General features: G+C 40.6%; 24 protein-coding genes, 1 pseudogene and 1 riboswitch. Of the genes and pseudogenes, 8 read left to right on the top strand and 17 right to left on the bottom strand.

Annotated elements, in window-relative coordinates; all coding sequences use genetic code 11:
- Nucleotides 1–243: 243 nt before the first annotated feature.
- Nucleotides 244–1,080 carry an RMD1 family protein gene (locus tag ACZ9AO_RS06170; protein WP_251541050.1) on the top strand — a complete coding sequence of 279 codons (837 nt, stop codon included), beginning with the start codon at nucleotides 244–246 and terminating at the stop codon, nucleotides 1,078–1,080.
- 166 nt (nucleotides 1,081–1,246) lie between these two features.
- On the opposite strand, the gene ACZ9AO_RS06165 is transcribed toward ACZ9AO_RS06170, so the two are convergent.
- The 7 genes from ACZ9AO_RS06165 to ACZ9AO_RS06135 all read right to left on the bottom strand — a co-directional run bounded on the left by ACZ9AO_RS06165 (nucleotide 1,247) and on the right by ACZ9AO_RS06135 (nucleotide 7,757).
- Nucleotides 1,247–1,729, bottom strand: coding sequence for a GNAT family N-acetyltransferase (locus ACZ9AO_RS06165; RefSeq protein ID WP_251541049.1), 483 nt, complete (start codon nucleotides 1,727–1,729; stop codon nucleotides 1,247–1,249).
- A gap of 809 nt (nucleotides 1,730–2,538) precedes the next feature.
- The gene (locus ACZ9AO_RS06160) at nucleotides 2,539–2,889 is read right to left on the bottom strand and encodes a hypothetical protein (protein WP_476108682.1); all 351 of its coding nucleotides are present in this window, start codon (nucleotides 2,887–2,889) and stop codon (nucleotides 2,539–2,541) included.
- A gap of 124 nt (nucleotides 2,890–3,013) precedes the next feature.
- Complete coding sequence (locus ACZ9AO_RS06155) at nucleotides 3,014–3,592, bottom strand: YdhK family protein (RefSeq protein ID WP_318292795.1); 579 nt, start codon at nucleotides 3,590–3,592, stop codon at nucleotides 3,014–3,016.
- 238 nt (nucleotides 3,593–3,830) lie between these two features.
- Entirely contained in the window at nucleotides 3,831–4,448 is a 618-nt protein-coding gene (locus tag ACZ9AO_RS06150; protein ID WP_251541047.1) for a hypothetical protein, read from the bottom strand.
- Between the two features lie 335 nt (nucleotides 4,449–4,783).
- On the bottom strand, nucleotides 4,784–5,551 hold the full coding sequence (locus ACZ9AO_RS06145) for an arylamine N-acetyltransferase family protein (RefSeq protein ID WP_251541046.1): 768 nt from the start codon (nucleotides 5,549–5,551) through the stop codon (nucleotides 4,784–4,786).
- Nucleotides 5,552–5,749: 198 nt separating this feature from the next.
- On the bottom strand, nucleotides 5,750–6,718 hold the full coding sequence (locus tag ACZ9AO_RS06140; RefSeq protein WP_476108681.1) for an NAD(P)H-quinone oxidoreductase: 969 nt from the start codon (nucleotides 6,716–6,718) through the stop codon (nucleotides 5,750–5,752).
- A gap of 193 nt (nucleotides 6,719–6,911) precedes the next feature.
- A complete protein-coding gene (locus ACZ9AO_RS06135; protein ID WP_476108680.1) occupies nucleotides 6,912–7,757 on the bottom strand; it encodes a manganese catalase in 846 nt (281 codons plus the stop codon).
- Between the two features lie 266 nt (nucleotides 7,758–8,023).
- Here ACZ9AO_RS06135 and ACZ9AO_RS06130 point away from each other — a divergent pair, with 266 nt between their 5' ends.
- From ACZ9AO_RS06130 to ACZ9AO_RS06120, 3 genes are all read left to right on the top strand, one after another.
- Nucleotides 8,024–8,542 (top strand): DUF2243 domain-containing protein, encoded by a 519-nt coding sequence (locus ACZ9AO_RS06130; protein ID WP_063596621.1) that lies wholly within the window; start codon nucleotides 8,024–8,026, stop codon nucleotides 8,540–8,542.
- Nucleotides 8,543–8,588: 46 nt separating this feature from the next.
- On the top strand, nucleotides 8,589–9,314 hold the full coding sequence (locus ACZ9AO_RS06125; RefSeq protein WP_476108830.1) for a cytochrome c oxidase assembly protein: 726 nt from the start codon (nucleotides 8,589–8,591) through the stop codon (nucleotides 9,312–9,314).
- Between the two features lie 111 nt (nucleotides 9,315–9,425).
- Complete coding sequence (locus ACZ9AO_RS06120) at nucleotides 9,426–9,791, top strand: carboxymuconolactone decarboxylase family protein (protein ID WP_251541040.1); 366 nt, start codon at nucleotides 9,426–9,428, stop codon at nucleotides 9,789–9,791.
- A 36-nt stretch (nucleotides 9,792–9,827) separates the two neighbouring features.
- Here ACZ9AO_RS06120 and ACZ9AO_RS06115 read toward each other — a convergent pair whose 3' ends face one another.
- Nucleotides 9,828–10,442, bottom strand: coding sequence for a spore coat protein (locus ACZ9AO_RS06115; RefSeq protein WP_476108679.1), 615 nt, complete (start codon nucleotides 10,440–10,442; stop codon nucleotides 9,828–9,830).
- Nucleotides 10,443–10,620: 178 nt separating this feature from the next.
- Here ACZ9AO_RS06115 and ACZ9AO_RS06110 point away from each other — a divergent pair, with 178 nt between their 5' ends.
- Together ACZ9AO_RS06110 and ACZ9AO_RS06105 are read left to right on the top strand one after the other, a co-directional pair.
- Nucleotides 10,621–10,764, top strand: a complete 144-nt coding sequence (locus ACZ9AO_RS06110; protein ID WP_174878762.1) for a hypothetical protein — start codon at nucleotides 10,621–10,623, stop codon at nucleotides 10,762–10,764.
- Nucleotides 10,765–10,863: 99 nt separating this feature from the next.
- Nucleotides 10,864–11,372, top strand: a pseudogene (locus tag ACZ9AO_RS06105) (DUF3231 family protein).
- Nucleotides 11,373–11,462: 90 nt separating this feature from the next.
- Here ACZ9AO_RS06105 and ACZ9AO_RS06100 read toward each other — a convergent pair.
- The 7 genes from ACZ9AO_RS06100 to ACZ9AO_RS06070 form a co-directional block, all read right to left on the bottom strand.
- Nucleotides 11,463–11,633: a hypothetical protein gene (locus ACZ9AO_RS06100; protein WP_476108678.1), complete on the bottom strand. Its 171-nt coding sequence runs from the start codon at nucleotides 11,631–11,633 to the stop codon at nucleotides 11,463–11,465.
- A 22-nt stretch (nucleotides 11,634–11,655) separates the two neighbouring features.
- Entirely contained in the window at nucleotides 11,656–13,437 is a 1,782-nt protein-coding gene (gene thiC / locus ACZ9AO_RS06095) for a phosphomethylpyrimidine synthase ThiC (RefSeq protein WP_048684249.1), read from the bottom strand.
- A 135-nt stretch (nucleotides 13,438–13,572) separates the two neighbouring features.
- A riboswitch (TPP riboswitch) is annotated at nucleotides 13,573–13,687 on the bottom strand.
- A gap of 115 nt (nucleotides 13,688–13,802) precedes the next feature.
- Entirely contained in the window at nucleotides 13,803–14,591 is a 789-nt protein-coding gene (locus ACZ9AO_RS06090; protein ID WP_476108677.1) for an HAD family hydrolase, read from the bottom strand.
- Nucleotides 14,592–14,742: 151 nt separating this feature from the next.
- Nucleotides 14,743–15,288, bottom strand: coding sequence for a histidine phosphatase family protein (locus ACZ9AO_RS06085; RefSeq protein ID WP_476108676.1), 546 nt, complete (start codon nucleotides 15,286–15,288; stop codon nucleotides 14,743–14,745).
- A gap of 226 nt (nucleotides 15,289–15,514) precedes the next feature.
- On the bottom strand, nucleotides 15,515–15,967 hold the full coding sequence (locus tag ACZ9AO_RS06080) for a hypothetical protein (protein WP_476108675.1): 453 nt from the start codon (nucleotides 15,965–15,967) through the stop codon (nucleotides 15,515–15,517).
- A gap of 323 nt (nucleotides 15,968–16,290) precedes the next feature.
- Nucleotides 16,291–17,430 carry a zinc-dependent alcohol dehydrogenase gene (locus ACZ9AO_RS06075; RefSeq protein WP_476108674.1) on the bottom strand — a complete coding sequence of 380 codons (1,140 nt, stop codon included), beginning with the start codon at nucleotides 17,428–17,430 and terminating at the stop codon, nucleotides 16,291–16,293.
- Nucleotides 17,431–17,588: 158 nt separating this feature from the next.
- Nucleotides 17,589–18,518 carry a glycerophosphodiester phosphodiesterase gene (locus ACZ9AO_RS06070; protein WP_476108673.1) on the bottom strand — a complete coding sequence of 310 codons (930 nt, stop codon included), beginning with the start codon at nucleotides 18,516–18,518 and terminating at the stop codon, nucleotides 17,589–17,591.
- Nucleotides 18,519–19,228: 710 nt separating this feature from the next.
- Between ACZ9AO_RS06070 and ACZ9AO_RS06065 the strand changes: the two genes are divergently transcribed.
- Nucleotides 19,229–20,398 (top strand): sensor histidine kinase, encoded by a 1,170-nt coding sequence (locus ACZ9AO_RS06065; RefSeq protein WP_197281802.1) that lies wholly within the window; start codon nucleotides 19,229–19,231, stop codon nucleotides 20,396–20,398.
- A 61-nt stretch (nucleotides 20,399–20,459) separates the two neighbouring features.
- Here the strand turns inward: ACZ9AO_RS06065 and ACZ9AO_RS06060 are convergent, their stop codons facing one another.
- The gene (locus ACZ9AO_RS06060; protein ID WP_375541177.1) at nucleotides 20,460–21,293 is read right to left on the bottom strand and encodes an ABC transporter permease; all 834 of its coding nucleotides are present in this window, start codon (nucleotides 21,291–21,293) and stop codon (nucleotides 20,460–20,462) included.
- Nucleotides 21,294–21,315: 22 nt separating this feature from the next.
- A complete protein-coding gene (locus tag ACZ9AO_RS06055; protein WP_476108672.1) occupies nucleotides 21,316–22,083 on the bottom strand; it encodes an ABC transporter ATP-binding protein in 768 nt (255 codons plus the stop codon).
- 386 nt (nucleotides 22,084–22,469) lie between these two features.
- Here ACZ9AO_RS06055 and ACZ9AO_RS06050 point away from each other — a divergent pair, with 386 nt between their 5' ends.
- Nucleotides 22,470–23,459 carry an ABC transporter substrate-binding protein gene (locus ACZ9AO_RS06050; RefSeq protein ID WP_476108671.1) on the top strand — a complete coding sequence of 330 codons (990 nt, stop codon included), beginning with the start codon at nucleotides 22,470–22,472 and terminating at the stop codon, nucleotides 23,457–23,459.
- Nucleotides 23,460–23,469 lie beyond the last annotated feature (10 nt).

The following is a 23,469-nucleotide window of genomic DNA, read 5'->3' as shown; positions in this document are numbered from 1 at the left end:
GTTTTTGTAAAGTTTAAGTATGTATATACAAGCAAAATAAAGAAGGACGATCCAGTTACCGGAATCGCCATCTTATATATTTCCCCAAAGCTTAGACTTGATTATTTTTATATCCATAATGGGGTTATAGGTTTAGTTACCAGTCAGTTGACTTTTTTCTACCTTCCAGAAATATTCAAGCATGTTTTTGTAAGAATAGAATAGAATCGAAAAAAGACCAATTTGCTGAAGAGAGTGATATAGATGGAAGCAATTACCTTTAAAGCATGTGCAATTACTAATGAAATCGATTTGAACAAAATCGCCATTCATTGCGGCATCCCCAAAAAATTCACCTGGGAAGAGCCTTTAATTCTTAAAGGCGATATTCTACGTTCCATCCTTTATAAAAATGTGGACGAATCGCAGCAGGTGCTGGTTTTTTCCTTTGGCAGCATCGTCTTCATCAATTACTCACATGAGGATGAGATCAAGGCATTTTCCTCCTTTATCCAATCATTCGAGCCGGACATTGATCTCGTCAATGTAGATAGATATACGGATGATTACAGCCTTCACTTCAGTGAAACTGAAAACATCAATTTGACAGACGAATATGTAGTTGTTCCTAAATATGAATTTTTCTACCCTGAATTAATTTCCACCATTCTTGCCAAATCGGTGGCACTTGAAAAGACTGAGGAACAACTAGGAAAAATCCACGACAAGCTTGAAGCCATGATTGACCGACTGGAAAAAGGCAAGCTCAGAATCGGTAACAAGGAACTAGCGAGGACGACGGCAAAAATCGTACGTCACGAGTACAATACCCTGGCATATATCATGATTCTGGATAAACCTGATATTACATGGACAAGCAGCATTGCCGGCGAATTTTATGACAGAATGCTTGAATTTTTTGAATTGAATGATCGGTATAAAATCCTGAAAAGTAAAACCGAAATTTTATATAACATTATGGATGGGTTTTCTAACATCAGCCATTCGATCAGGGGACTATTCGTTGAATGGATCATTGTAATTCTCATTGTCTTTGAGATTCTTCTGACGATTCTAGAAATTGTAGGATGGATTCCATGAATTCTTAATCATATCGTAAGGAATACTTTCCAAAAAAATAAGCATCGTTTTGATGCTTATTTTGCGTTTAACCACTTCATCATATTTAAGCTGACTGTATACTGTCGTTTAATTACATGCTTTTTCCTATCGGGTCGAAGCATTCCGGAAGTTATCTATATTCCCCTTAATCCAGAGCAAAGTGGAAAATGAATTCCTCCCCTTCTTCTCCATTAAATCTGTATCCTTTGTCAATGAATCCAGCTTTTTTATATAAATTTATCGCTGGGACATTCGAATGATGCACCGTTAGAATAATCTCATCTTTATCTGGATGACTTAGTTTGATCATATCAGGCAACACTTTTAACGTCTTAAAAGCTAGCCCTTTTTTTTGATGGCGCAAATCCAAGGAGAATGATTTAAGAAGAATCGCATTCTCATTACTTGTATATTGATTTCCCGCTTTATCCGTATATAAGGCAAAACAACCAATCAAATCCTTATCTAAATAAATGACCATGGGGAGGTTATATTTATCCTTCCTGAAGTCTTCGATAACTTTTAAAGGTAAAGAAGTATAGATTGCTTGTTCTATAGGTAAACAATAATTGCTCAGCGCCTCATGGTCAGTTTCCATAAAAGGTCTAATAATTAATCCAGCCATCATACTTGCACCCCATTTTCACATTTCTGATAAAGCTATATTAACAGAAACTAAAGTTTTACACTCCACTGTAAAGTAATTTTCAAGAAAATTCATTCACAAAAAAAGGAATGGTTTTGTTTACCATTCCTTCAGACTGTGGACAAACTCAATGAAAATCAAGTTTGCCTGCATTTTTCATTTTGAATAGTTCAGTTGATTCAGAGATTCACACCCTTTCCGCCGACTTTCTGCCAAGCCATATCAAAGCAAGCGCCTCCGGGTTCTTGGTTAGCCAGTTATTCGGCAGGAGTGTCGCAAATCTCTTCAATCCAATGAGGCTTATAGAAAATAAACATAAGGATAATCTAATCTTGTTTTAATTTCATGGTTCGGGGTGGGACCAATCCGAACTCCCTTTTGTCAAAAAATTGATGGAACAGCCAGACTGTAGACGAATTGGAAAGGAGCCAGTTTCCCTACAATATTTCTTTTATAAAATTCCAGTTGATTGGAACGGAAGGTACGAGACTCCTGCGGGAAAAGCGTGGCCAGGGAGTCCCCGCAGGCGAGCGCCGAGGGCGGACCGCCCGCGGTAAGCGAGTGCCTGGAGTGGAAATCATTACACATACCCCTTTCAGAAATCCGCTCCCTTTCCGCCGACTTTCTGCCAAGCCATATCAAAGCAAGCGCCTCCGGGTTCTTGGTTAGCCAGTTATTTGGCAGTCGCAATTTCTTCAATCCCATAAGGATTATAGAAAATAAACATAAGGATAATCTAATCTTGTTTTAATTTCATGGTTTGGGATGGGACCAATCCGAACTCCCTTTTGTCAAAAAATTGATGGAACAGCCAAACTGTAAACCAATTGGAAAAGAGCCTGTTTCCCTACAATATTTCTTTTATAAAATTCCAGTTGATTGGAACGGAAGGTACGAGACTCCTGCGGGAAAAGCGTGGCCAGGGAGACCCCGCAGGCGAGCGCCAAGGGCGGACCGCCCGCGGAAAGCGAGTGCCAGGGGTGGAAATCATTACACATACCCCTTTCAGAAATCCGCTCCCTTTCCGCCGACTTTCTGCCAAGCCATATCAAAGCAAGCGCCTCCGGGGTCTTGGTTAGCCAGTTATTCGGCAGGAGTGTCGCAACTCTCTTCAATCCAATGAGGCTTACAGTAAAAAACATCAATGATCATCTAGTCTTGTTTGAATATTATGGTTCTGGATGAGCTATTCCAAATCCACTTTTGTCACAAACTGAAGGAGTTTCCAATCCTATTTTCTTCTGTTTTTGAACTCATGATGTTAAATCATTTAGACGCTGATAATTCGCTTTCGGTTACCCATTTATGGTTCTTCACTTTTTCTCCACCCGTAGTCGGTGTGAAATCGACCATATAAACAGTCGTTTTTTCGGCAGATTCAACTTCAGCGACTGCCCCGTTCATCCCTTCCATATGAGAAGCATTTACTGTGACCTCCGCTCCGGGTTCATACGTCACTTCACCTGCATCTTTGATTTCTTCGTGAATGATCCATTTATGATTTTCCACTTTTTCTCCGCCGGTTGCAGGCGTATACGAAATTGCATAAGCAGTCGTATCAAAGGCACCCACTATTGTTGCTTCCGCCCCTTTCATGCTTTCCATATGACCTGATTCGATAATCGCTTGACTTCCAACTTCATAAGTTGGATTTTCTGCCGCTTTTAATCCCTCCGGAACATCACCCGAGCTAGAATGGTTCATGTCCATTTCACTATGTTCCTTATGTTCATTTTCTTCCTTCTCTTCTTTGCTTTTATCATCGCTGTTGGAACATGCTCCAAGGACTAAAAACAGGGCTGCAAATAGGGATAAGATGGTAGGCAATTTTGTTCTTTTTTTCATATTGAATAAAACCTCCTTTATGATTACACCCATCTTACCAATTAAATATGCAGAAAATATGGAGTACACTCGTGACTGAATTTAACCTGATGGCGTTCTGGATAAAAGTGAAAAGCCATCGAGCGTGGTTTAACGAGGAAAAAGAATGGTTTAGTGATAGTGGTTATTTGAGGTATCCAATCCTGGCGGGTGCTTGGAAATCAAGCAAGAAGGACTTGGTCAAAAGTCCTTCCTCTGTCTAGTCTTCCAAAGTTGATTGTTCGATTTTTTGCATGATATGTGAAAGGTTCATGGAGGCATGTTTTTTATAATCCCTGCCTATGGATTTGAATAACCCTTTTGCTATATCTATTAACATGATTTTCGTATGTCCATCCGAAATAATGGACTTATTAGGGAAACTTGATTCAGCATGTGCACCACCAATTTTATTAGCTGTTTCCTTAATAAAATCAATGACTTTAATTTCCTGGGTTTTTCCTTCGATATCGATTTTATAGATAATTTGATTTCTCCAAAGCTTTAGCTCAATCCTTTGTTTAGTATAATCGAAGAGTTCTTCCGATATATGATCATTGCTCATTTGATTGGAGTCTTTAATGGGATACAATTTCGGGTTAGGATTGATTTTCTTTATTAAGGATTGGTCAATTGTGACCTTTTCCCGTTTTATTCGCGTATTTTTCGTTTCACATAGAATCAGTCTTAACTGTCCGGCAATTATATTGTTGAATTCTTGTAATCCAAAGAATTCAACAAGCATTACACTATATTCCAAAATGGTGATGGCTTCATCGAATTTTCGTTTAGCAGCTGCATTCGACCTAGTAAAAACCAATCGGTTCTTCTTCTCCATATCCTTCTCACCCCACTGAATTCGAATCTATTGAATAAATAGTAAAACATCCATAATGGATGTTTCAGATTGTAGCAAATTCGTAGAAAGCCAGTTTGCCTACAGTTTTCAAGTGTTCTCAGAAATTCGCTCTCTTTCCGCCAAACAGCATTCAGCGGGTTCTCGACTTGCCAGCTATTCGGCAGGATTTTCGCAAATTTCTTCATTATAGTAATAGTTTTCTATGTCTTGCATATCAATGACATCCCATGGAATGATCATACAATTCATAAAAAAACTGTCAAGAATGGACAATCTTTCGATAAGGATGCCTTTGATATTCAGATCTTTTTCCACTATCTATCGAAGTGCTGTTTCAGTAACTCTTTAAATCGTGCTCCATCTATTTCTTCTTTCGTCACTTTTCCATTTTCCCACTGTGTAAAGGAAGTATCGGTTAAAGTGATGTTCCCGCTGTTTGTCAAACGGGTGATTAATGGATGCTTATTGAATGGTGATTGGGGATTTTCCCTGATGATCGTTTGGACCTCATTAAGTTCCGCTACATTTCCCACGGGTTGTGAAGAATCGAAAGCATAGCCTATTCTCCAATCGCGATCTTTATGTTTCAGTTTTAATTCAAGGATATGATCTCCATGGTCGGTACTTTCTTTTTTTATCCTGAATTCGCCATTTCGGGAAACGACCGTTTCTCCGTTCAACGGAACTGGTTTTAATGGCAGATTCCCGCCAAAACCCGTATCGATCAAATAGGTTTGGCCCTCATGGTTCAATAGAATGGTGACATGTGTCCTTCCTATGGTCATCCACCCCTGATTATAGATGACACCACGAGCCAAAGATACATCAAAGTCATTTTCCATCAGGAAAAAATAAAGGGCTGAATTCAATTCATAGCATAATCCCCCCTCATTCCTCACGAGGACTTTGTTCATGATATTCGCTTTATCGATATCACTCAGATGGGATGCCATGATTGATAAGTTTTCAAAAGGAATGGTTTTCGCTGTCTTATCCAGAATTTCGTCTAATTTCTCAAATGTCAGTTTCACATCTTCCTGGAGCCCTATTCTTTTCCTGAATAATGCATTCAGTTCATTCATTAAGATTCCCCCTTAGACAGATACCGGCGAAGCGTATCTTGACTTTGTATATATTCATTATACTTTGTCCATATTTCTTCCTTCAATCAATCTGCCATCAGCTCCACCTTTTCCTCATCACCTGAAAAGAGGTCGCCCAATCAAGTCTTAATCCTGGGCAACCTCCCCCATTCATGCACCGAGGCAGTTTTTCTTTAATCATTCATTAATCTGTAAGATGATTTTACCTACATTCTTATTGGCTTCCATATGTTCATGCCCTCTTTGTACCTCTTCAAAAGGGAAGACATGGTCCACGATTGCCTTGATTTCATTTTTGCGGAACAACGGCATTGCCTTTTTAACGAATTCTTCCGTTAACTCTTTTTTATATTCATCACTCCGAGGAGTTAGTAGAGTGCCTTTTAATTGAACTCTTTTTAAGAGAAGTTCCATCAGGTTCACCTTCTCGACTACCGTTCCGCCTAGAATGCCTATCAATACCCATCGTCCATCAGTTTTTATGCTTTTAAGGTTTTTCTCCCAGTAAGAAGCACCGATGAAATCCAGGATAACATCCACTCCTTGATTATTTGTAGCTTTCAGGATTTCCTCATCAAAAGATTGTTCTTTATAGTTGATACAGATATCCGCTCCTAGTGAGTGACAGAAATCCAATTTTTCCTTTGAGCCGGCTGTAGTGATGATTTTCGCTTTTGTCAGTTTTTTTGCCAGTTGGATAGCTGCAGTGCCTACACCGCTTCCGCCAGCATGAATCAATACCGTTTCTTGATCCGTCAATTCACCTAACCAAAACAAGGTTTGGTACGCAGTCAAGAATACCTCAGGTATCGCTGCCGCTTCTTCAAATGACAGGTTATCCGGAATCTTCATTGCACGATCAGCCGGCATCAAGGCATATTGAGCATAACCGCCGCCGTTTACCAGGCCCATCACCCTCGTCCCCGTTTGTATATTTGCACCTTCCCCAGTTTCCACCACTTCCCCAGAAACTTCAATCCCCAATATTGGATTGACCATATAACCGGATTTTCCTTCCCGGGAAACAATATCCGTTCTATTTATCGCAGAGGCTTTAACCTTTATTAATATTTCCCCTTTACCGGGCACGGGCTTTGAAAAATCTTTTAATAGTAATTGTTCTGCACCACCCGGTTCTTTAACCACTACCCGCTTTCATTTGCCCCACTCCTTACCATTAAATTAGTGACCATCTTTTTAAAATGGTTTGACTTGAAGATTGAAACTATCCTACTCCAAAAAATATCCACAAGCAAATAATTAGGTTTTGCAAACAAGATAGAATAAAAAAAGCCGATGTCCCCTTCAGGGCCATCGAGCTTTTTTTGAAAAGTTTTTATTACCTTTTATTAAGCGATTGACTTCTATCCAGGTCATGATGCAATTGTGCTGCCGGAACCTTAGGGTTAGGAATCTGTCCTTTTGCAACTGGTTCAGCTACATAAACAAAATCTCCCGTACCATCTGGGGCGCTTCCTGTTGCCCACAGGCCATCTGCCGATTCATTACCTTCCGACAAGTTCCAGAATTCGTACGCTTCCGGTTGAGATTCCATTTCCGCTTCCGGTGGGAATGATGCGGGAACAACCACGCCATTTTTTCCTTCAAGTTCTGCAACGGCCGCCATCCATTGATATTGGTGGTAACGATCACGGGCTAACATTTTACGGAAGGTAGCACGTACCCCTTCATCTTTGGTCATATGATATAAACGGGCCACTTGAAGGCGTCCTTGGCTTTCAGCATGCAGATTGGATCGCATGTCCGCTAATAAATTTCCGCTGGCTACGATATAAGATCCGTTCCAAGGCACCCCATTCGAGTTGGTTGGCAGTCCGCCAAGACCGCTTACGAGCAAATGCTGGGGATTGATACCACCCATGATCGCTGCTGTAGCAGGATCTTTTGCGGCTTCTGCTTGATCTTCCGGAGAAGCGCCATCAAGCAATTGACTAATGAGTGAACAAAGCATCTCTACATGTCCAATTTCCTCTGTACCGATATCCATCAGCATATCTTTGTATTTTTCTTCTCCACGGCAGTTAAATCCCTGAAAAAGATATTGCATCATGACAGTCATTTCCCCAAACTGTCCACCTAACACTTCCTGAATTTGACGGGCAAGCATCGGATCTGGTCGATCTACCTTAACTTCAAATTGCAATTCTTTTTGATGGCGAAACATATTAACTCCTCCTTTTTTTATATGATGTACGGTTTTTTATTACCCGCCTGTACATGCTTAAAACCCTAATTCAGTTATAATGAACAATAATTAGAAGAAATTTACATACCATTAACATTGATGCCTGAACTAAAAAGCCAAGGATTTTCTTTGTGCTATGAATCGCTCAATAAATAAGATATATAAAAGGTCCATTTACTTGTCTATAACTTTAAAATACAGGGTAAAGTAGAAAGAACCATATATAGGAAAAAGGAGGATGGAAAATGGATTTCAAGCCTCGAAATCAAAGAGATCAATCCATTTCAGAATTACGTTATACTTATTCCGCTCGTAACCTATGGTCCGGTTTTCTATTCGGGATCGGATTGGTTGCATTCATCGATGAAGCCATCTTTCATCAACTATTACATTGGCACCATTTCTATGACAAGTCCACAACCAGTATCGGGCTTGTCTCGGATGGTTTATTTCATGCCCTAAGCTGGTTCGCAACGGTCGGGTCGTTATTCATGTTCGCTGACCTTCGCCGTCGAAAGGGATTATGGCTGAAAAGGTGGATTGGGGGAGTTTTGCTCGGGGCAGGTTCTTTCCAGTTATATGACGGAATCATCCAGCACAAGCTCATGCGCCTCCATCAAATCCGTTACAATGTCGATATTTTCCCATACGACTTGACTTGGAACATTGCCGCCACAATCATGATCTTGATCGGCATTACCCTCGTCATTCAAACAAGGCGCAGCTTACTTAAAATGAAAGAAGACGCCAGCAATGCACAGTAATGGACATATTCATGATAATGGAACTGGTTTTGAACCGATTTTATTGATGCTAATCATGCTGGTTATAGTGATTTATATCGCAGCTGTCTTCATTTCGAACCGCCGCTATAAAAAATGGCCATTATACCGTACCTTCTTTTGGATTCTTGGCACTCTCTGTGCAGCCTCTGCAATCATAGGCCCAATAGCCAATCGCGCGCATATGGACTTCACGGCGCATATGGTTGGTCATTTACTGCTTGGAATGATTGCACCCATCCTGCTCGTGCTTGCTGCACCCATTACGCTTGCACTGCGAACACTTGATGTACAATCAGCAAGACGCCTTTCAAAGGTGTTGAAAAGTTGGCCGCTGCGATTTTTAAGCAATCCAATCACTGCCTCTGCGCTTAATATTGGAGGGCTTTGGATCCTTTATACGACTGGTCTGTACGGGTTGATGCATCAGAATGCCCTTCTGCATGCATTAGTGCATTTTCACGTGTTCATAGCGGGCTATCTATTCACTGCGTCTATGATTTATATGGACCCTGCACCCCACAGGTTCAGCTTCATGTTTCGAGCTATCGTATTTACAGTTTCACTGGCCGGCCATGATATCCTTTCTAAATATATTTTTGCCCACCCGCCAAGCGGAGTCACCAAGGTACAAGCGGAAAATGGCGGAATGTTAATGTACTATGCCGGTGATGCGATTGACGTTGCACTTATATGCATCCTTTGCTATCAATGGTTCAAAGCCACCCGGCCCAAGGGGTCACTAGCCTTGTAGGAAGGCGGTTCCATGATTACTTCGGTAAACTCCTGCGTTTCTGTTTAATCGTCCAACATTTAGCTCATACTAATTTTTGATGAAAAAATTTTGGATGGAGCTGAATGAAAAATGGAATATGAAGCGAATAATTCTACTGAAAATGCTCTTCGTGATTATAAAGCTGGAATCGGTGTCTTTACGCATAAAATGCCAGATCTTGCTGAGAAATTCAATTCGTTTACGGAAGAGTGTTTTAAAGAAGGTCAATTGTCCAAGAAAGAAAAACAGCTTATCGCACTAGGAATAAGCTTATATTCACAAGATGAATACTGTATTATCTATCACACAAAAGGATGTCTTGATCAAGGCTGTTCCGAACAAGAAATTCTTGAAGCAATTGGTGTGACCGCGGCATTTGGCGGAGGAGCAACCATGAGTCAGGCTGTTACCCTCGTCCAGGAATGCATTCAGGAAATAAATCATATGAAACAATGATAAAGAAGGGATAGGAGAATCAGTCCTATCCCTTCTTTATGTTCCTTGTGCGGGGGCATACGAATTCATCATTTGCTGCATATCCTGCTGTGCAAGCTGAGGAACTTGGTAATAATGATGTTTGTTTTGATATATCGAAATCTCATAAGCCATTTCAATGCAGTTCGGAACGGAATCTGCAAATACGCGGCGAACCACCGGATTCGTTATTTCAAGCGCTGCCATCGCCTTCATGGATGCTGCAGACTTAACAGCTCCAAGCATCAAGCCTGAAATGCATTCATCCGTAATTTCCGATACGGATTGCAAAGGTTTCTTTGGCTGAGTTGGTGTCAATCCATATATAAAATCGTTACCTTGATTCATTTTGTAGCTCTGAGTCCGTTTAGAAGGATCCTGGCCCGATTGGAAGCACTCCAGTGAAATATTATATTCATCTTGGATGAACTGATATTGACGATTCAGAATGTCGAGTAATTCCTGATCTTGGACATGCTGACGCAAAAGAGTATACGTGTTTAAAGTACCAATCGCTCCCGACAGCACTTCATGTACATCGAATAGTTCGTGACCACCGTGATTCATTTGTGGGGGAATGGCACCCGTTTGCATGTTCTGGTGTACTTGACCTTGTTGATATTGGTTTTGCATTGTATTTCCCTCCTCGTTTTATCAATGATGCGAACACGTTTAGTATGTTAAACCCCAACTGGATTATTCAATCAAAACTCTTCCAAGATGACCAATAAGCTGCTACATCATGTTTTTTGTATAAAAAAAACGTGGCGTTTTAAACTATAAACACTTTATATGTTTGGGAGGATTTCCAATGACACATCAATGCTTCTATTGTAGTGATGTCACGGAAGAAAAAAAAATCCATGTCGTAACATTTCAAGTTACTGACACGGATAGAAATGAAATGCTCTGTGATGAATGTTATCAAGAATGGCTGCAAGGAATAAAAGGGTAAGCATTAAAAGCCCTCTAACCTTTCCCAAACATCAACGATGCATGCTTGGATGAATTCAGGGTAACTTAAATGCGTTAATGAATTTCAAGGAGGATGGTTATGGGAATTTTAAGCGGAAATCCGAAAGATGAGCCTATGCATTACGGAGAGGTATTTGGAACATGGGCATTTCTAACCAATACAAAAGGGTTGATTGCCTGTCATCAAACCATGCTTAAAATACTGGCGACAAGGACCTGCATAAATTGCTTGTTGAAGTTATCAATCAAGGAAAACAGGAACATGACCAACTTGAATCGTTATTAAAAGAAAATAACGTAGGACTGCCTCCCTCACCTCCTGAAAGGCCTAAAGCTAATTTGGAGGATATTCCCGTCGGGGCACGTCTTCAAGATCCTGAAATCTCCGCTTCAGTATCAATCGATATTAATGCAGGATTAGTTGCTTATAGCCAAATGATGGGTCAATGCATCCGCGAGGATATTGCACAGATGTTTGCGCAATTCCATACCAACAAAGCTGCATTGGGTGCTGACTTCCTTAGATTGAATAAGGAAAAAGGATGGCTTGTCCCTCCTCCTCTTCATATTAATAAAACAAGTATGTAAATAGTAATGAAAGATCCCCTTAATCATGTTTTGTGATCGAATGTCCAACATGATTAAGGGAGTCATTCCATAAGGACGATTATGGAATCATTACCATTGCAGACTTTCGATCAAATGGCACTTTGTACATTGTTGACTATAATCATTTTTCACAAATTCATGGTTACAATTCTCCCGAAAAATGTTCAGCTCCCTTTTCAGCTGCTCCAATTGAGTTTCCAACCGTTTCATTTCAACTTTTATCTGGATTACCCGATTCATCGAATTCTCCCTCTCGTCGGAATCATTGATAGATTTCCCCATCCGTTTTCCTAAATTCATTCGCTTTTTCTTTAAGCCCTTCATCGATTACCGACTCAAAACCCAGACCCTTTTCCTTCGCCAAATCACGGATGTCCTGAGAGATTCTCATACTGCAGAATTTCGGTCCGCACATTGAACAGAAATGGGCTGTTTTGGCCCCTTCTGCCGGAAGAGTTTCATCGTGATATTCAACCGCCCTTTCAGGATCAAGGGAAAGATTGAATTGATCTCTCCAACGGAATTCGAATCTAGCCTTCGAAAGGGCATCATCCCGTTTTCTTGCCTGCGGATGGCCTTTTGCAAGATCAGCTGCGTGTGCTGCAATTTTATAAGTAATGACCCCTACCCGAACATCCTCTTTATTCGGAAGTCCCAAATGCTCTTTCGGTGTCACATAGCAAAGCATGGCCGTTCCAAACCATCCAATCATGGCAGCACCAATCGCAGAAGTGATATGGTCGTATCCAGGAGCTATATCCGTCGTCAATGGTCCCAGGGTATAGAATGGTGCTTCTTGACAGACTTCCAGCTGCTTATCCATATTTTCTTTAATCAAATGCATCGGTACGTGACCGGGTCCCTCCACCATGACTTGAACGTCGTGCTTCCAAGCAATCTTCGTCAATTCCCCAAGTGTTTCCAATTCCGCAAATTGTGCCTCATCGTTTGCATCTGCAATGGATCCCGGACGGAGACCGTCACCTAATGAGAAAGAAACATCATACGTCTTCATGATTTCACAAATCTCTTCAAAGTGTGTATAGAGAAAACTTTCTTGGTGGTGGGCCAAGCACCATTGTGCCATGATGGAGCCTCCCCGGGAAACAATACCCGTAACTCGCTTTGCTGTCATGGGGATGTATCGCAAAAGTACACCAGCGTGTATGGTGAAGTAATCGACACCTTGCTCAGCCTGCTCGATTAATGTATCCCGGAAAACTTCCCAATTTAAATCTTCCGCGACCCCATTCACTTTTTCCAATGCTTGATATATCGGAACCGTCCCAACCGGCACAGGTGAATTCCTGATAATCCATTCCCGCGTCGTGTGAATATTCTTTCCTGTGGAAAGATCCATTATGTTGTCTGCACCCCATCGTGTGGCCCAAGTCATTTTCTCCACTTCAGCTTCGATCGATGAACTGACAGCTGAATTTCCTATATTCGCATTTATCTTCACGTGAAAATTACGTCCGATGATCATGGGCTCACTTTCAGGATGGTTAATATTTGCCGGAATGATTGCCCGCCCGCTAGCTACCTCTTCCCTTACAAACTCAGGGGCTACATTTTCCCTGATCGAAATGAACTCCATTTCTGGAGTAATGATCCCTTTGCGGGCATAATGGAGCTGGGTTACGTTTTTTCCTTTCACCGCACGCAATGGTTTTCTTTTCAATCCCGGAAAAACTTCGGCATTGGATTGTGACTCCACTTTTCTATATCCGTTATCTTCGGGCTTTATTTCACGCCCTTCATACTCTTCAACATCTTCCCGTTCCAGAACCCAGCTGCGTCTAATCGGGGCAAGGCCTTTATGAATATCAATCGGATATTCTGAATCCGTATAGAAGCCGCTTGTATCATATACACGTAAAGGCGGATTCTCCTCTTCACCGAATGCCCCTGTCGTCGGACTTAGCTCAATTTCACGCATAGGTACTTTAATATCGGGTCTAGATCCCTCAACATACACTTTTTTACTCCCGGCAAAACTGGACATAATTGAAACGTTCATGTCATTTACTGAATTACTCTTCATGATTTCATTTCTCCTTTTTAAGTTCATTTAAAAAGGACAAAATCCAATCCATTTCGCACGAAAAAGCCAGGTCTCATATTTAAGACCCGGCTAACGTTAGTATGACTACAGAAATGACCAATTGAAATGTCATCGTTTAGTAGATTCTAACTTCCCCACGCTGGTATGAACCAGATCAGGTCCTGAGGGTTAAGAAGCTTAAGCGCTTCTCTCTCAGCCCAACTTTTATTGGACACCCCTAGTCTGAATAATTTAATTGATTACAGGGTAACTATATCTCACCCTTTTCATTCTGTAAATAATTTGAAAGACCTAATATTTTATTGCAACTCTCCAAAATTTGTTATTTGGAGGAGGACCGCCAATTAATTCCCCAGGCTCTCAAGGATAGGGAAAAGCTCCTCTAAATGCGTGATTTCATAGGTTGGAAGCACTTCATTCCGTTTCTTATCATGGCGATTTATCCAAACCGACTTTATACCTACCCGTGATGCTCCAAGGATATCGGTCATTAAATTATCGCCGACCATCAATACTTCATCCTTATCAAGCTCCATGATTTGCAAAGCATGCTCAAAAATGGAGGCATCCGGTTTACCTCGACCAAATGCACCTGAAATCACGATTTGGTCGAAATAAGGAACCAGTTCAGGCGTTATTTCAAGTTTGGTATTTTGCAGTTCAGGAGATCCGTTCGTTAGCAATAGCAATTTGTACTTCCCTTTTAATTCATCCAGAACACGGAATGTTTCTTCATAGATAAATGGCTTTTTGCGTCTTTCGGCCGGGAAACGTTCTGCCAGTTCAAGCCCAAATTCCGGGTCATCGATCCCTAATGCCTTCAAGCCCCTCGTCCACGCTTCTTTCCGATAAGCCGGTACAATCCCGGCCATCTTCCGGAATTCATCATGATCATCCTGAAAATTCCCCCATAGTCCCTCAAATGGATTGATTCCGATCATTTGAGTGAATGCATATGTATCGTAAGAAGAATAAAGATCACGCGCTTCCTTCCGCACCGCTTCTTCAAACTCGTCGACATTCAGACCATATTTCTCCTTGGCAACTTCACATGTGGCCACAAAAGCCTCTTTTACACTTTTCTGATCCCATAGTAATGTATCATCTAAATCAAAAAAAACTGCCTTCAGCAAAATGTCCACCCCTCTTTCCCAATATTGAATTCGTAAAAATTACACTATTACAATAATAAACCACAACCAATAAAAAAAGAATAACTATTCGGAAAATGCATGCCTCTTTCTTCGCAAAATGGCTTACCTTTTCCGGTGGGGAACCATATATTCATTTCCCTTTTCCGCTTTCAAATACATACAATTTTCCATTACTGGCAATCTTGAACTTTGGACCGGTGAACCCCCGTCGGATCAGCTCTTTCCTCATATATACCATGAGGGCGGCATGACTCACGATCAGAACATTCCTTTCCCCCTTTGCAAAGACTTCATCCAATACATTATTGATCCTTTGCTCTGCAATCTTAATTTCCGCCCTTGTCTGCTTGTTGATCACCGAGCAGCAGCGAATCCAGATGGCCCAAAGGATGAACGGCAGCTTAATCCTTCCTCTCAGAGGGGGAGAAGGTATTTCCCGCAGCTCCTCCATCCGGTGAACTGTGCCTGGAAAGATGTGTTCCGCTGTCTTGACGGCTCTCGACATATCACTGCAATAACATTCCTGCCATTCCTCCACGCCAAATAAAGTCGTTCCATAAATAATATCCGCTGCATCATAGTCCACAAACCATTGCTTCATATCATCCGCCGTCACAGATTTCCCAGTAGGAAATTCATGTGCCACCTTAAAATGCCGTACCAAACCAATTTTCATATATTCTCCTTTTTATCTTTTAAAATATACGTTTCTTTTTCTTGTAAAAAGCCCTTATCAATATATTATCCTATGTAAAACTATAAAAAAAAGTATGTTGAAACCATTAAAACCTTACTGAACTCTCCTTGACACTGTGTATATGTTTAAAAATTCTTAAAGATCCAGCGTTTAATTATGATAGCACCGAAAAAAGAGAACGCATTTCGCATTCTCCATTTATCGTTTAATCTATGAATTGTAGTTCTGTTATCGTACATCTTTTCCTGAATTTATATTTTCCGCTCAAATCACTGAATTGATAATCATTGAGAGATTTCCCCAGTTGTTCCCTCAGCTTATCCACAGTGATGGATTCCTTAACTGTCTCTTTCCAATTTTCATTTCCCATTATCTCTTCGAACGGAATGGTAGTCAGGACTTCATCATATATCTGGATGCTTTGATCGATGCCGAAGCTGCCATAGATACTGCCATTTTCATCGGCAAAGATATGCTCTGATTCCAATTCTTCCACCAATACTTCCAGATATCCCTTTGCCTTAACAGGCTTGATGGCAATCTCCGCTTCTGCCTTTACAGGTCCCAATCTCTTATCGATGATCTCTATCGTCAATTTAACGTGAACGGGCGGATAACCAAACCCTTCACAAAGTTCTGCTGCCGAGTTATATACCATCTGAACATCCTCCTTTTGTCACTATCATTATATAATATAAATCCTCCATTTCATTACCCAAAACCCTTATTCAAGTTCACTTGGCAATGCATCTCTCCTTCATCATCGGAAGGGTCAATCGTCACATTCCCGGAATCCCCTTTAAAAGCATCATAGTAAAAAAAACAGTGTACCCCTGATTTCCTCAGTTCACGGGTATGATGAGCATTTATCCCGCGTCATTTATACGTTTATCGATCATGCACCATACACTTTTATCTATTTACGAACTTAACTAAAAAATCCAATGCAGCTCAGGGGCATTGGATTTTTATAGCTTCACATTATGGCTTTAGCACCACTTTAATACATTCATCTTCATGATCGTTAAAGATTTGATAAGCCTCACTCGCTTTTTCGAGAGGGACTTTATGGGATATGATTTCCGTAGGATCGAACTCTCCAGCCGTGATTTTATCAAAAAGCTTGGGCATGTAGTGAATGACCGGTGCTTGTCCCATTTTCAGGTTAATGTTCCGCTCAAATAAATTGCCTAATGGGAACATATTATATTTCGATCCGTATACGCCAGTCAATTGGATCGTGCCGAATTTACGTACGGCGTTAAGGGCAATCTCGATCGCACTTAACGTTCCGCCCTGAAGTTTCAGCTTTTGCTCAATCGCCTCGAACGTCGATTTCTTGCCATCCATTCCCACACAATCTATGACTACATCGGCCCCGCCAGAAGTGATTTCCTTAATGTAGCTGCCCATATCGTTATACTGATCGAAGTTATACGCCTCTACCTTATTCATCTGTTTAGCCTTATTGAGTCGATAAGGAAGATTATCGATGGCAATGACCCTTTTTGCTCCTTTCATCCAAGCGAACTTCTGAGCCATCAAGCCAATCGGCCCACAGCCCAATACCGCTACCGTATCATCTTTATTGACGCCAGCGTTCTCTACACTCCAATATGCGGTAGGCAGCACATCGGACATGAACAAAAGCGCCTCATCTTCTAGTTCACATGACTCTGGGATGACAAACGGCATGAAGTTTCCATATGGTACCCTTAAATATTCTGCCTGCCCGCCTGGATAGTTCCCATATCGTTCCGTAAAACCAAAGTACCCGCCTGTATCCACCGCTTCATTAGGGTTGGAATTATCACATTGACTCTCCATATCATGTTCACAATAATAACAGTGCCCGCAAGAAATGTTGAAAGGCAGGACAACCCTGTCCCCTTTTTTCACCTTTGTCACTTCCGGACCCACTTCTTCGACGATGCCCATCGGTTCATGGCCAATGACATAATCTTTATGCGTCGGCAAAGCACCCTGATATATATGGAGGTCGGACCCGCATATAGCTGTTGAAGTCACCCGGACGATGATATCATCCTTTTGCTGAAGTTTCGGATCTTCAACTTGTTTTACTTGTATATCTTTTGCTCCTTGAAAAGTTACAGCCTTCATAATCTACCTCCTAAAATATTCTTGATTTATTTTATATACCCATCCGAAAGACCACTAAGCCTATGGACATCTAATTTCCCCAAGAATTAATCGCCCATTATGCTGCACCAGGATGACAAAAAAAAGCCCCGGAAACCGGAACTCACATTTGAAACCATTTATTTAGTAACTTTATTTCCATTATCTTTGTGCTTATACTCACTTAGTACCTCGTTGAACACATCGGGATAATTCGTAAACAGCCCCGTTGCACCCCATTCAAGCGCCTTTTTCATATCGGCTCTTTCATTTACTGTATATGGATGGAATTGGAGGTCATGGTTTCGAACCATCTTCACATATTGTCCGTCAACTTTACTGAAGTTCGGGCCAACGCCAACTGCATATTCCTTTATGGATTCCAATTCTTCATCGGAAATGGTTGCTTGGGTCTTGTAAGAAAAAAGTTGCACAAGAGGTAACTTTGGATTCAAGTCATGAACCTTCATAAGGCTTTCTTTACTGAACGATTGTATTAATACATTCTTTGTACGGCCCTTCGAATCCACCATTTTATATTCTTCCAGAACCTGCAGGAGTTCTTCTTCCATTCCTGGATACACATCAGGGGACTTTGTTTCGATATAGTAATTGGCCTTCTTTCCAAACTTCTTAAAGACTTCTTCAAGAGTAGGAACCTTTAACCCTTCATATACCTCTTTTGCCAATTGCGGATATTTTTCATTGAACCAAGTACCGGCGTCCAGTTTCTTGATTTCTGCCAGCGTTAAATCCTTCACAAGGCCAGTACCATTCGTTGTACGATCCACTTTTTCATCATGCATTGCTACCAATCTACCATCCTTGGTCATTTGAAGATCGATTTCTATGTAGTCGCCTTTCATTTGTTCTCCCATTTGATAAGCGGGAATGGTATGTTCAGGTGCATAACCAGAAGCTCCCCTATGTGCGACATTCACAATTTTCTTCTCATAAATAGATGAATTGGAATGATTTCCATTTGCAGCGGAGGCCCCCATTGAAGTAGCCTGCAATATAAAGGCCGCACTCATCATACAAAAACCGAATTTCTTTAGATTCATTTTCATTTCCCTCTCTCCCTCCTATTATTACCATTATTTTAAAAGGGGAATGTGAATCTACAGCGAATATAATGTAAAGAAATAATATAGTAGTTAAAATGGTTAAAATAACCTATCAAAAACAGGGCATTCATGCAGTTCGTTCTACCCAACCAAAAAGTTGAATGAAAACTTTATTGTTTGATTAATGATAAGAAGCCTCCTAAAAGCCTCTTTTTCTAAAAAAATCGTAAATGAATAATGTGCTATATATGGATACTGGTAATCCAAGAAAATATAAAATGTTTCTTGGCATGTACATATTGAAGTGGTAGAAAAAAATGGTCATCCAAATGAATATAACTAAATATTTCCAAACTCTCCGCATTTCTTAACTCCTTACTCCGCTTTTATGCAAGTCATGCTTCTTATTCAAACAATTTAAGTCTTCCATACCTATAATAAACCAGACTTCCAGATGATAAATTCCATATATTAGATAGGATACACCAATGTTGACATACCTTTGAGGCCCGGACAGGATGTTTTCCTTTAACCCTTTTCCTTTCCATAATATAGATAGAAAGGTTATCGATGACAAAATCTATTTTTTTCTGATTTACAAAAAACTAGTATCATATTACTATTAAGCAAACAGAATATTAATACTAAGGGGAATTATGTTAAAAAATTATCAATATTATCAAAACAAACACCGATTTATACTGAAGGCTTTCATGGCAATGATATCCTTTTTACTATTAGTTGGGATTTCTGTATCACCTATAAGTTGGAAAGATAATCCTTACGAGATGACATTACAGGTCATTTTAATATCGGGGATGATAATTTCTCTGTTATTTTTCTTAAAAACAGAAGTCAATTTTTATAAAACCCTATTCATTTTCTTAATTACTGTTTATTTTTATAGCAAATTTTGGATATTCCCGGATACTGCCATCATGCTGGCCTTATTTGCTATAGCACCCTTGTTTCCCATTTTTCTCTTTGATAAAATCGGTTTTTATATTGTGGCCACTTTAAATATCATATTAGGTCCCGCTTCCATCTTGATCATTTCAAAAACGGATCTTCAACACACTTATGAATATGTCGCTTTGGATAGTTTCGGCAACACGCTTAATTTCATCGCTATACAAATCATATTGGTATTCGTATTCATAGGAACCAATAATAGGATGGAATCCAATAATGCATTTCATAAGGAAATACAGCAGGCCAAGCAATTGAACTCAGTCGGACAGCTAGCTGCCACCATTGCACATGAGATACGTAATCCGATTACAGTCGTTAAAGGGTTTGCCCAGCTATTAGATCAAGAGAAGGAACTGAATGAAACGGAAAAATTTTATGTACAGACCATGCTTACGGAACTTGAATATACACAAGTGATTATCAATGACTATTTGTCTTTAGCAAAACCGCAAACGGATAATGTACAGGTCATTCCTTTAAATGATGAAATCCAAAAGATTTCCGACCTATTAACCAGTTTTGCCAATAATCGCAACATCGGCTTTCTTCTCGATTTCCGTGACGACCTGCACATTAACATGAATCCCATCGAGCTTAAACAGATACTGGTCAATATCATGAAAAATGGTATTGAGTCAATGAACAAACCCGGATTCATCAAGGTGGAAACAGAGCAGGAACGCACTATGGCAAAAATACGAATAACGGATACAGGAATAGGCCTATCAAAAGAACAGCTTGAAATACTCGGCACCCCATTTTACTCGCTTAAAGATAGGGGAACCGGTATCGGTCTGACCGTTTGTTATTCCATCGTTCAAAAATACAAAGGGAAAATCGTGGTACAGAGCGAAGTGAACAAAGGAACATCGTTCACCATTTATTTGCCCTTATATAAAGAAATAGATTAAACATACATACCTAATAAGAAAAAGGATGACCACCCATCACCGGGCGGTCATCCTTTTTCAATTAGGCTTTAAAGCTATCTTGCCATTTCAGCAAATGATTTTCTAAAAGGCGGACAAACGAGTCTGAGATTTTACCAGCGAGGGCAAAAATGATGATGCCTACGAATACGACGTCCGTTTGCATGAATGAACGGGCATCCTGGATCATGAAGCCCACCCCTCTATCCGCACCAAGCAATTCAGCGACGACCAGGCACATCCAAGCCGCACTTAAGGCTAAACGGATACCAAGTAATATGTTAGGCAATGCTGCCGGAATCATGAGCTTCGTTATTTGTTCCCGACGGCTAAACTCCAAGATTAGGGCAACATCGTACAGTTTTTTATCCACATTCCGAAGACCCAAAAAAGTTTGTAGATATAGAGGAAAAAAAGCACCTAAAGCAATAAGCAGCACTTTGGATAGTTCACCAAACCCGAACCACATAATGAATAAAGGCGTAATCGCGAGTAAAGGAACCGTTCGTAACATTTGAATGCTTGGGTTAAGATACTCTTCGGATTTTTTTTGCATCCCAACGATGACCCCTAGCAATAAGCCTAAAAAACCACCTAAGGCAAAGCCAAGAAAAGCCCGCGTTAAACTGATTTGTAAATGCATGCCCATTTCCCCCGACTGGACGAGATCAATGAACGTCATGACGATCAATAAAGGGGATGAGAACAATTGGGCAGGCAGGATGCCAACCGAACCTAATGCTTGCCATGCAATCAACACGACAACGGGAAGGACCGAACCCCGCAATGCCGATTTGGCAAGTTTGGATTGTTTTGTCGTTTCCCTTATGACAAGGTGCTTGTTTTGTGCAACGGTCTGTGTAGACATAATTTTCATCCTTCCTTTTTCAAAAATTCAATTAAATGCTCCAATCTTCCACCTCTACTGGATGATGTTCAAGTTGGGTTAATATGATGGACCTGAATTCCTGGAACGCTTTGCTTGTTCGGGTTCTTGGGTATGACAAATCAATTGGAACGATAGCTTTAATCCGTCCAGGCTTTGCATCCATGACGACCACCTTCCTCGATAAAAAGATGGATTCATCAATATCATGGGTGACAAGCACCATCGTTGTCTTATTCTTCTCCCATATTTCTAGTAAAGCCTCTTGAAGATGCGTTCGCGTGAATGCATCCAATGCACCGAATGGCTCATCCAGCAATAAAACTTCAGGATTACGCAATAAGGCCCTGGCAATGGCAACACGCTGCGACATTCCTCCGGATAATTGGCGTGGATACGCCTTCTCAAAACCTTTTAGTTTAACAAGTGAAATCAAATCATCCACCCTTTTTCGAATGTCCGTTTTCTTTAATGGAAGGTTACCTGCAATATTCTTCTCCACGTTTAGCCATGGAAATAAGCGATGCTCCTGAAAAATGAAACCACGGTCTTTAGAAGGTCCGCTAACCGTAAGATCCCCTGCCATGATCGTGCCATCAAAGTCTGAATCAAGTCCTGCGATCAACTTTAATAATGTGCTTTTCCCGCAGCCGCTCGGACCAATGATGGTGACGAACTCACCATTGTTGACGGTCAGATTTAAATGATCCAAAACATGGACACTTTCATTCTCATTCTTAAATGTTTTGCTTACTTGATTAATTTCTAATGTTGCAACCAATCCCCTCACCCTTTCTCAAATAAAAAAAATAGAGATCCAGCAATAAGGCACATATTGTCCCTTTGCTGAATCTCTAGTTAACTAGTCGATTCAATATTTCATTTTATATTAACTTATCGATTATTTATAATCAACACTTAATACCAATTTATTTTATCGGATTAATAGTAAAAAAATAATTGACAGATAATTCTAACAGCTGTTAAGATGCATTCATACACAAATCCGCTTCACACTGGAGCCAATTAAATAAAGGTCATGTGAATCAACTGGACTACCGGAGATTCAATGAAGAGTAACCAAGCAAACTAACTCTTCGTTGAATCTCTTTTTTGTCATTAATCTGACTATCCAGATGTGTATAGCTGTAAAAAAGGAGGGAATTCATGAAGGAATATCGTAAACATCTAACCGCAGTACTACTTGCCATCATTAGCATCGCTGTATTGGCAGGCTGTAATTCCGATGCCAGCAAAGCTTCCGGGAAAAGTGATCCACTGAAAGTTCATATTGCCTTAAATGGCAAAATGGGACCATTGGTCATTGCAAAGGAAAAGGGATTGTTCAACGAAGAGTTTTCTAAACTGGATGCCCAAATCGAGTGGAGTGAATTCCAGAGTGGTCCCCCGCTTTTGGAATCCCTTGCTTCCAATCGGGTTGATCTGTCTTTTTTAGGGGATGGTGCACTGATTGCCGGCATTGATAAGAATCTGCCATTCGAAGTGATTGCCCAAACAGGCCGGGGTGAGTCATCTGTTCGGATTCTGGCTCAAGCGAATGGTAACATAAAGCAGATTGAAGACTTAAAGGGGAAAACGGTCGGTGTTGCTTCGGGGACAACGGGGCATGTGTATTTAATCAAGGCGTTGAAAGCCCATGGTTTAACGACTGATGACATTAAACTCATCAATTTGCAACCAGATGATGCTCAAGCGGCTTTTGAAACCAAAAAATTGGACGCCTGGGCAATATGGAACCCCTATTACCTTAATAATATTGAAAAAGGGAATGCTGTCGCACTTAAAGTAAAAGGAAAAATATTAGCTCCTGGTGCAATCATTGCACGTAACGGCTTTGCCGAAGAGCATCCTGAAATTGTCGAGGCCTATTTAAAGGTTTATAAAAAAGCTGCCGATTGGCAAATTGAGAATCCAGATGAAGCATCTGAAATTTATTCCAAAGAAACTAAATTGCCTGTGAGCACGGTAAAGACAATAATAACGGCCGAAAAACCAAATATCTTCTTTACCGGAGATGCCATCAAAGCACAACAAGAATCCATCGATACTTTAGCTGGTGTGGGTTATATCAAGAAATCATTTAATTTTAAAAATCACATCAACAATGAATACATTGATGAAGCCTTTAAAAAATAAAAAACTAACC

Source organism: Peribacillus sp. TE19612, assembly GCF_056279465.1.
The sequence above is the reverse complement of the archived record's forward strand: the minus strand, read 5'-3'. Positions and strand labels throughout refer to the sequence as shown.

What these genes read in the sequence shown, in the direction of transcription:
- ACZ9AO_RS06170 (WP_251541050.1), top strand. Translation starts at nt 244, where the DNA reads ATGGAAGCAATTACCTTTAAAGCATGTGCAATTACTAATGAAATCGAT.
- ACZ9AO_RS06165 (WP_251541049.1), bottom strand. Translation starts at nt 1,729, where the DNA reads ATGATGGCTGGATTAATTATTAGACCTTTTATGGAAACTGACCATGAG.
- ACZ9AO_RS06160 (WP_476108682.1), bottom strand. Translation starts at nt 2,889, where the DNA reads ATGTTTTTTACTGTAAGCCTCATTGGATTGAAGAGAGTTGCGACACTC.
- ACZ9AO_RS06155 (WP_318292795.1), bottom strand. Translation starts at nt 3,592, where the DNA reads ATGAAAAAAAGAACAAAATTGCCTACCATCTTATCCCTATTTGCAGCC.
- ACZ9AO_RS06150 (WP_251541047.1), bottom strand. Translation starts at nt 4,448, where the DNA reads ATGGAGAAGAAGAACCGATTGGTTTTTACTAGGTCGAATGCAGCTGCT.
- ACZ9AO_RS06145 (WP_251541046.1), bottom strand. Translation starts at nt 5,551, where the DNA reads ATGAATGAACTGAATGCATTATTCAGGAAAAGAATAGGGCTCCAGGAA.
- ACZ9AO_RS06135 (WP_476108680.1), bottom strand. Translation starts at nt 7,757, where the DNA reads ATGTTTCGCCATCAAAAAGAATTGCAATTTGAAGTTAAGGTAGATCGA.
- ACZ9AO_RS06130 (WP_063596621.1), top strand. Translation starts at nt 8,024, where the DNA reads ATGGATTTCAAGCCTCGAAATCAAAGAGATCAATCCATTTCAGAATTA.
- ACZ9AO_RS06125 (WP_476108830.1), top strand. Translation starts at nt 8,589, where the DNA reads ATGCTAATCATGCTGGTTATAGTGATTTATATCGCAGCTGTCTTCATT.
- ACZ9AO_RS06120 (WP_251541040.1), top strand. Translation starts at nt 9,426, where the DNA reads ATGGAATATGAAGCGAATAATTCTACTGAAAATGCTCTTCGTGATTAT.
- ACZ9AO_RS06115 (WP_476108679.1), bottom strand. Translation starts at nt 10,442, where the DNA reads ATGCAAAACCAATATCAACAAGGTCAAGTACACCAGAACATGCAAACG.
- ACZ9AO_RS06110 (WP_174878762.1), top strand. Translation starts at nt 10,621, where the DNA reads ATGACACATCAATGCTTCTATTGTAGTGATGTCACGGAAGAAAAAAAA.
- ACZ9AO_RS06100 (WP_476108678.1), bottom strand. Translation starts at nt 11,633, where the DNA reads ATGAATCGGGTAATCCAGATAAAAGTTGAAATGAAACGGTTGGAAACT.
- thiC (WP_048684249.1), bottom strand. Translation starts at nt 13,437, where the DNA reads ATGAAGAGTAATTCAGTAAATGACATGAACGTTTCAATTATGTCCAGT.
- ACZ9AO_RS06085 (WP_476108676.1), bottom strand. Translation starts at nt 15,288, where the DNA reads ATGAAAATTGGTTTGGTACGGCATTTTAAGGTGGCACATGAATTTCCT.
- ACZ9AO_RS06080 (WP_476108675.1), bottom strand. Translation starts at nt 15,967, where the DNA reads ATGGTATATAACTCGGCAGCAGAACTTTGTGAAGGGTTTGGTTATCCG.
- ACZ9AO_RS06075 (WP_476108674.1), bottom strand. Translation starts at nt 17,430, where the DNA reads ATGAAGGCTGTAACTTTTCAAGGAGCAAAAGATATACAAGTAAAACAA.
- ACZ9AO_RS06070 (WP_476108673.1), bottom strand. Translation starts at nt 18,518, where the DNA reads ATGAAAATGAATCTAAAGAAATTCGGTTTTTGTATGATGAGTGCGGCC.
- ACZ9AO_RS06065 (WP_197281802.1), top strand. Translation starts at nt 19,229, where the DNA reads ATGGCAATGATATCCTTTTTACTATTAGTTGGGATTTCTGTATCACCT.
- ACZ9AO_RS06060 (WP_375541177.1), bottom strand. Translation starts at nt 21,293, where the DNA reads ATGAAAATTATGTCTACACAGACCGTTGCACAAAACAAGCACCTTGTC.
- ACZ9AO_RS06050 (WP_476108671.1), top strand. Translation starts at nt 22,470, where the DNA reads ATGAAGGAATATCGTAAACATCTAACCGCAGTACTACTTGCCATCATT.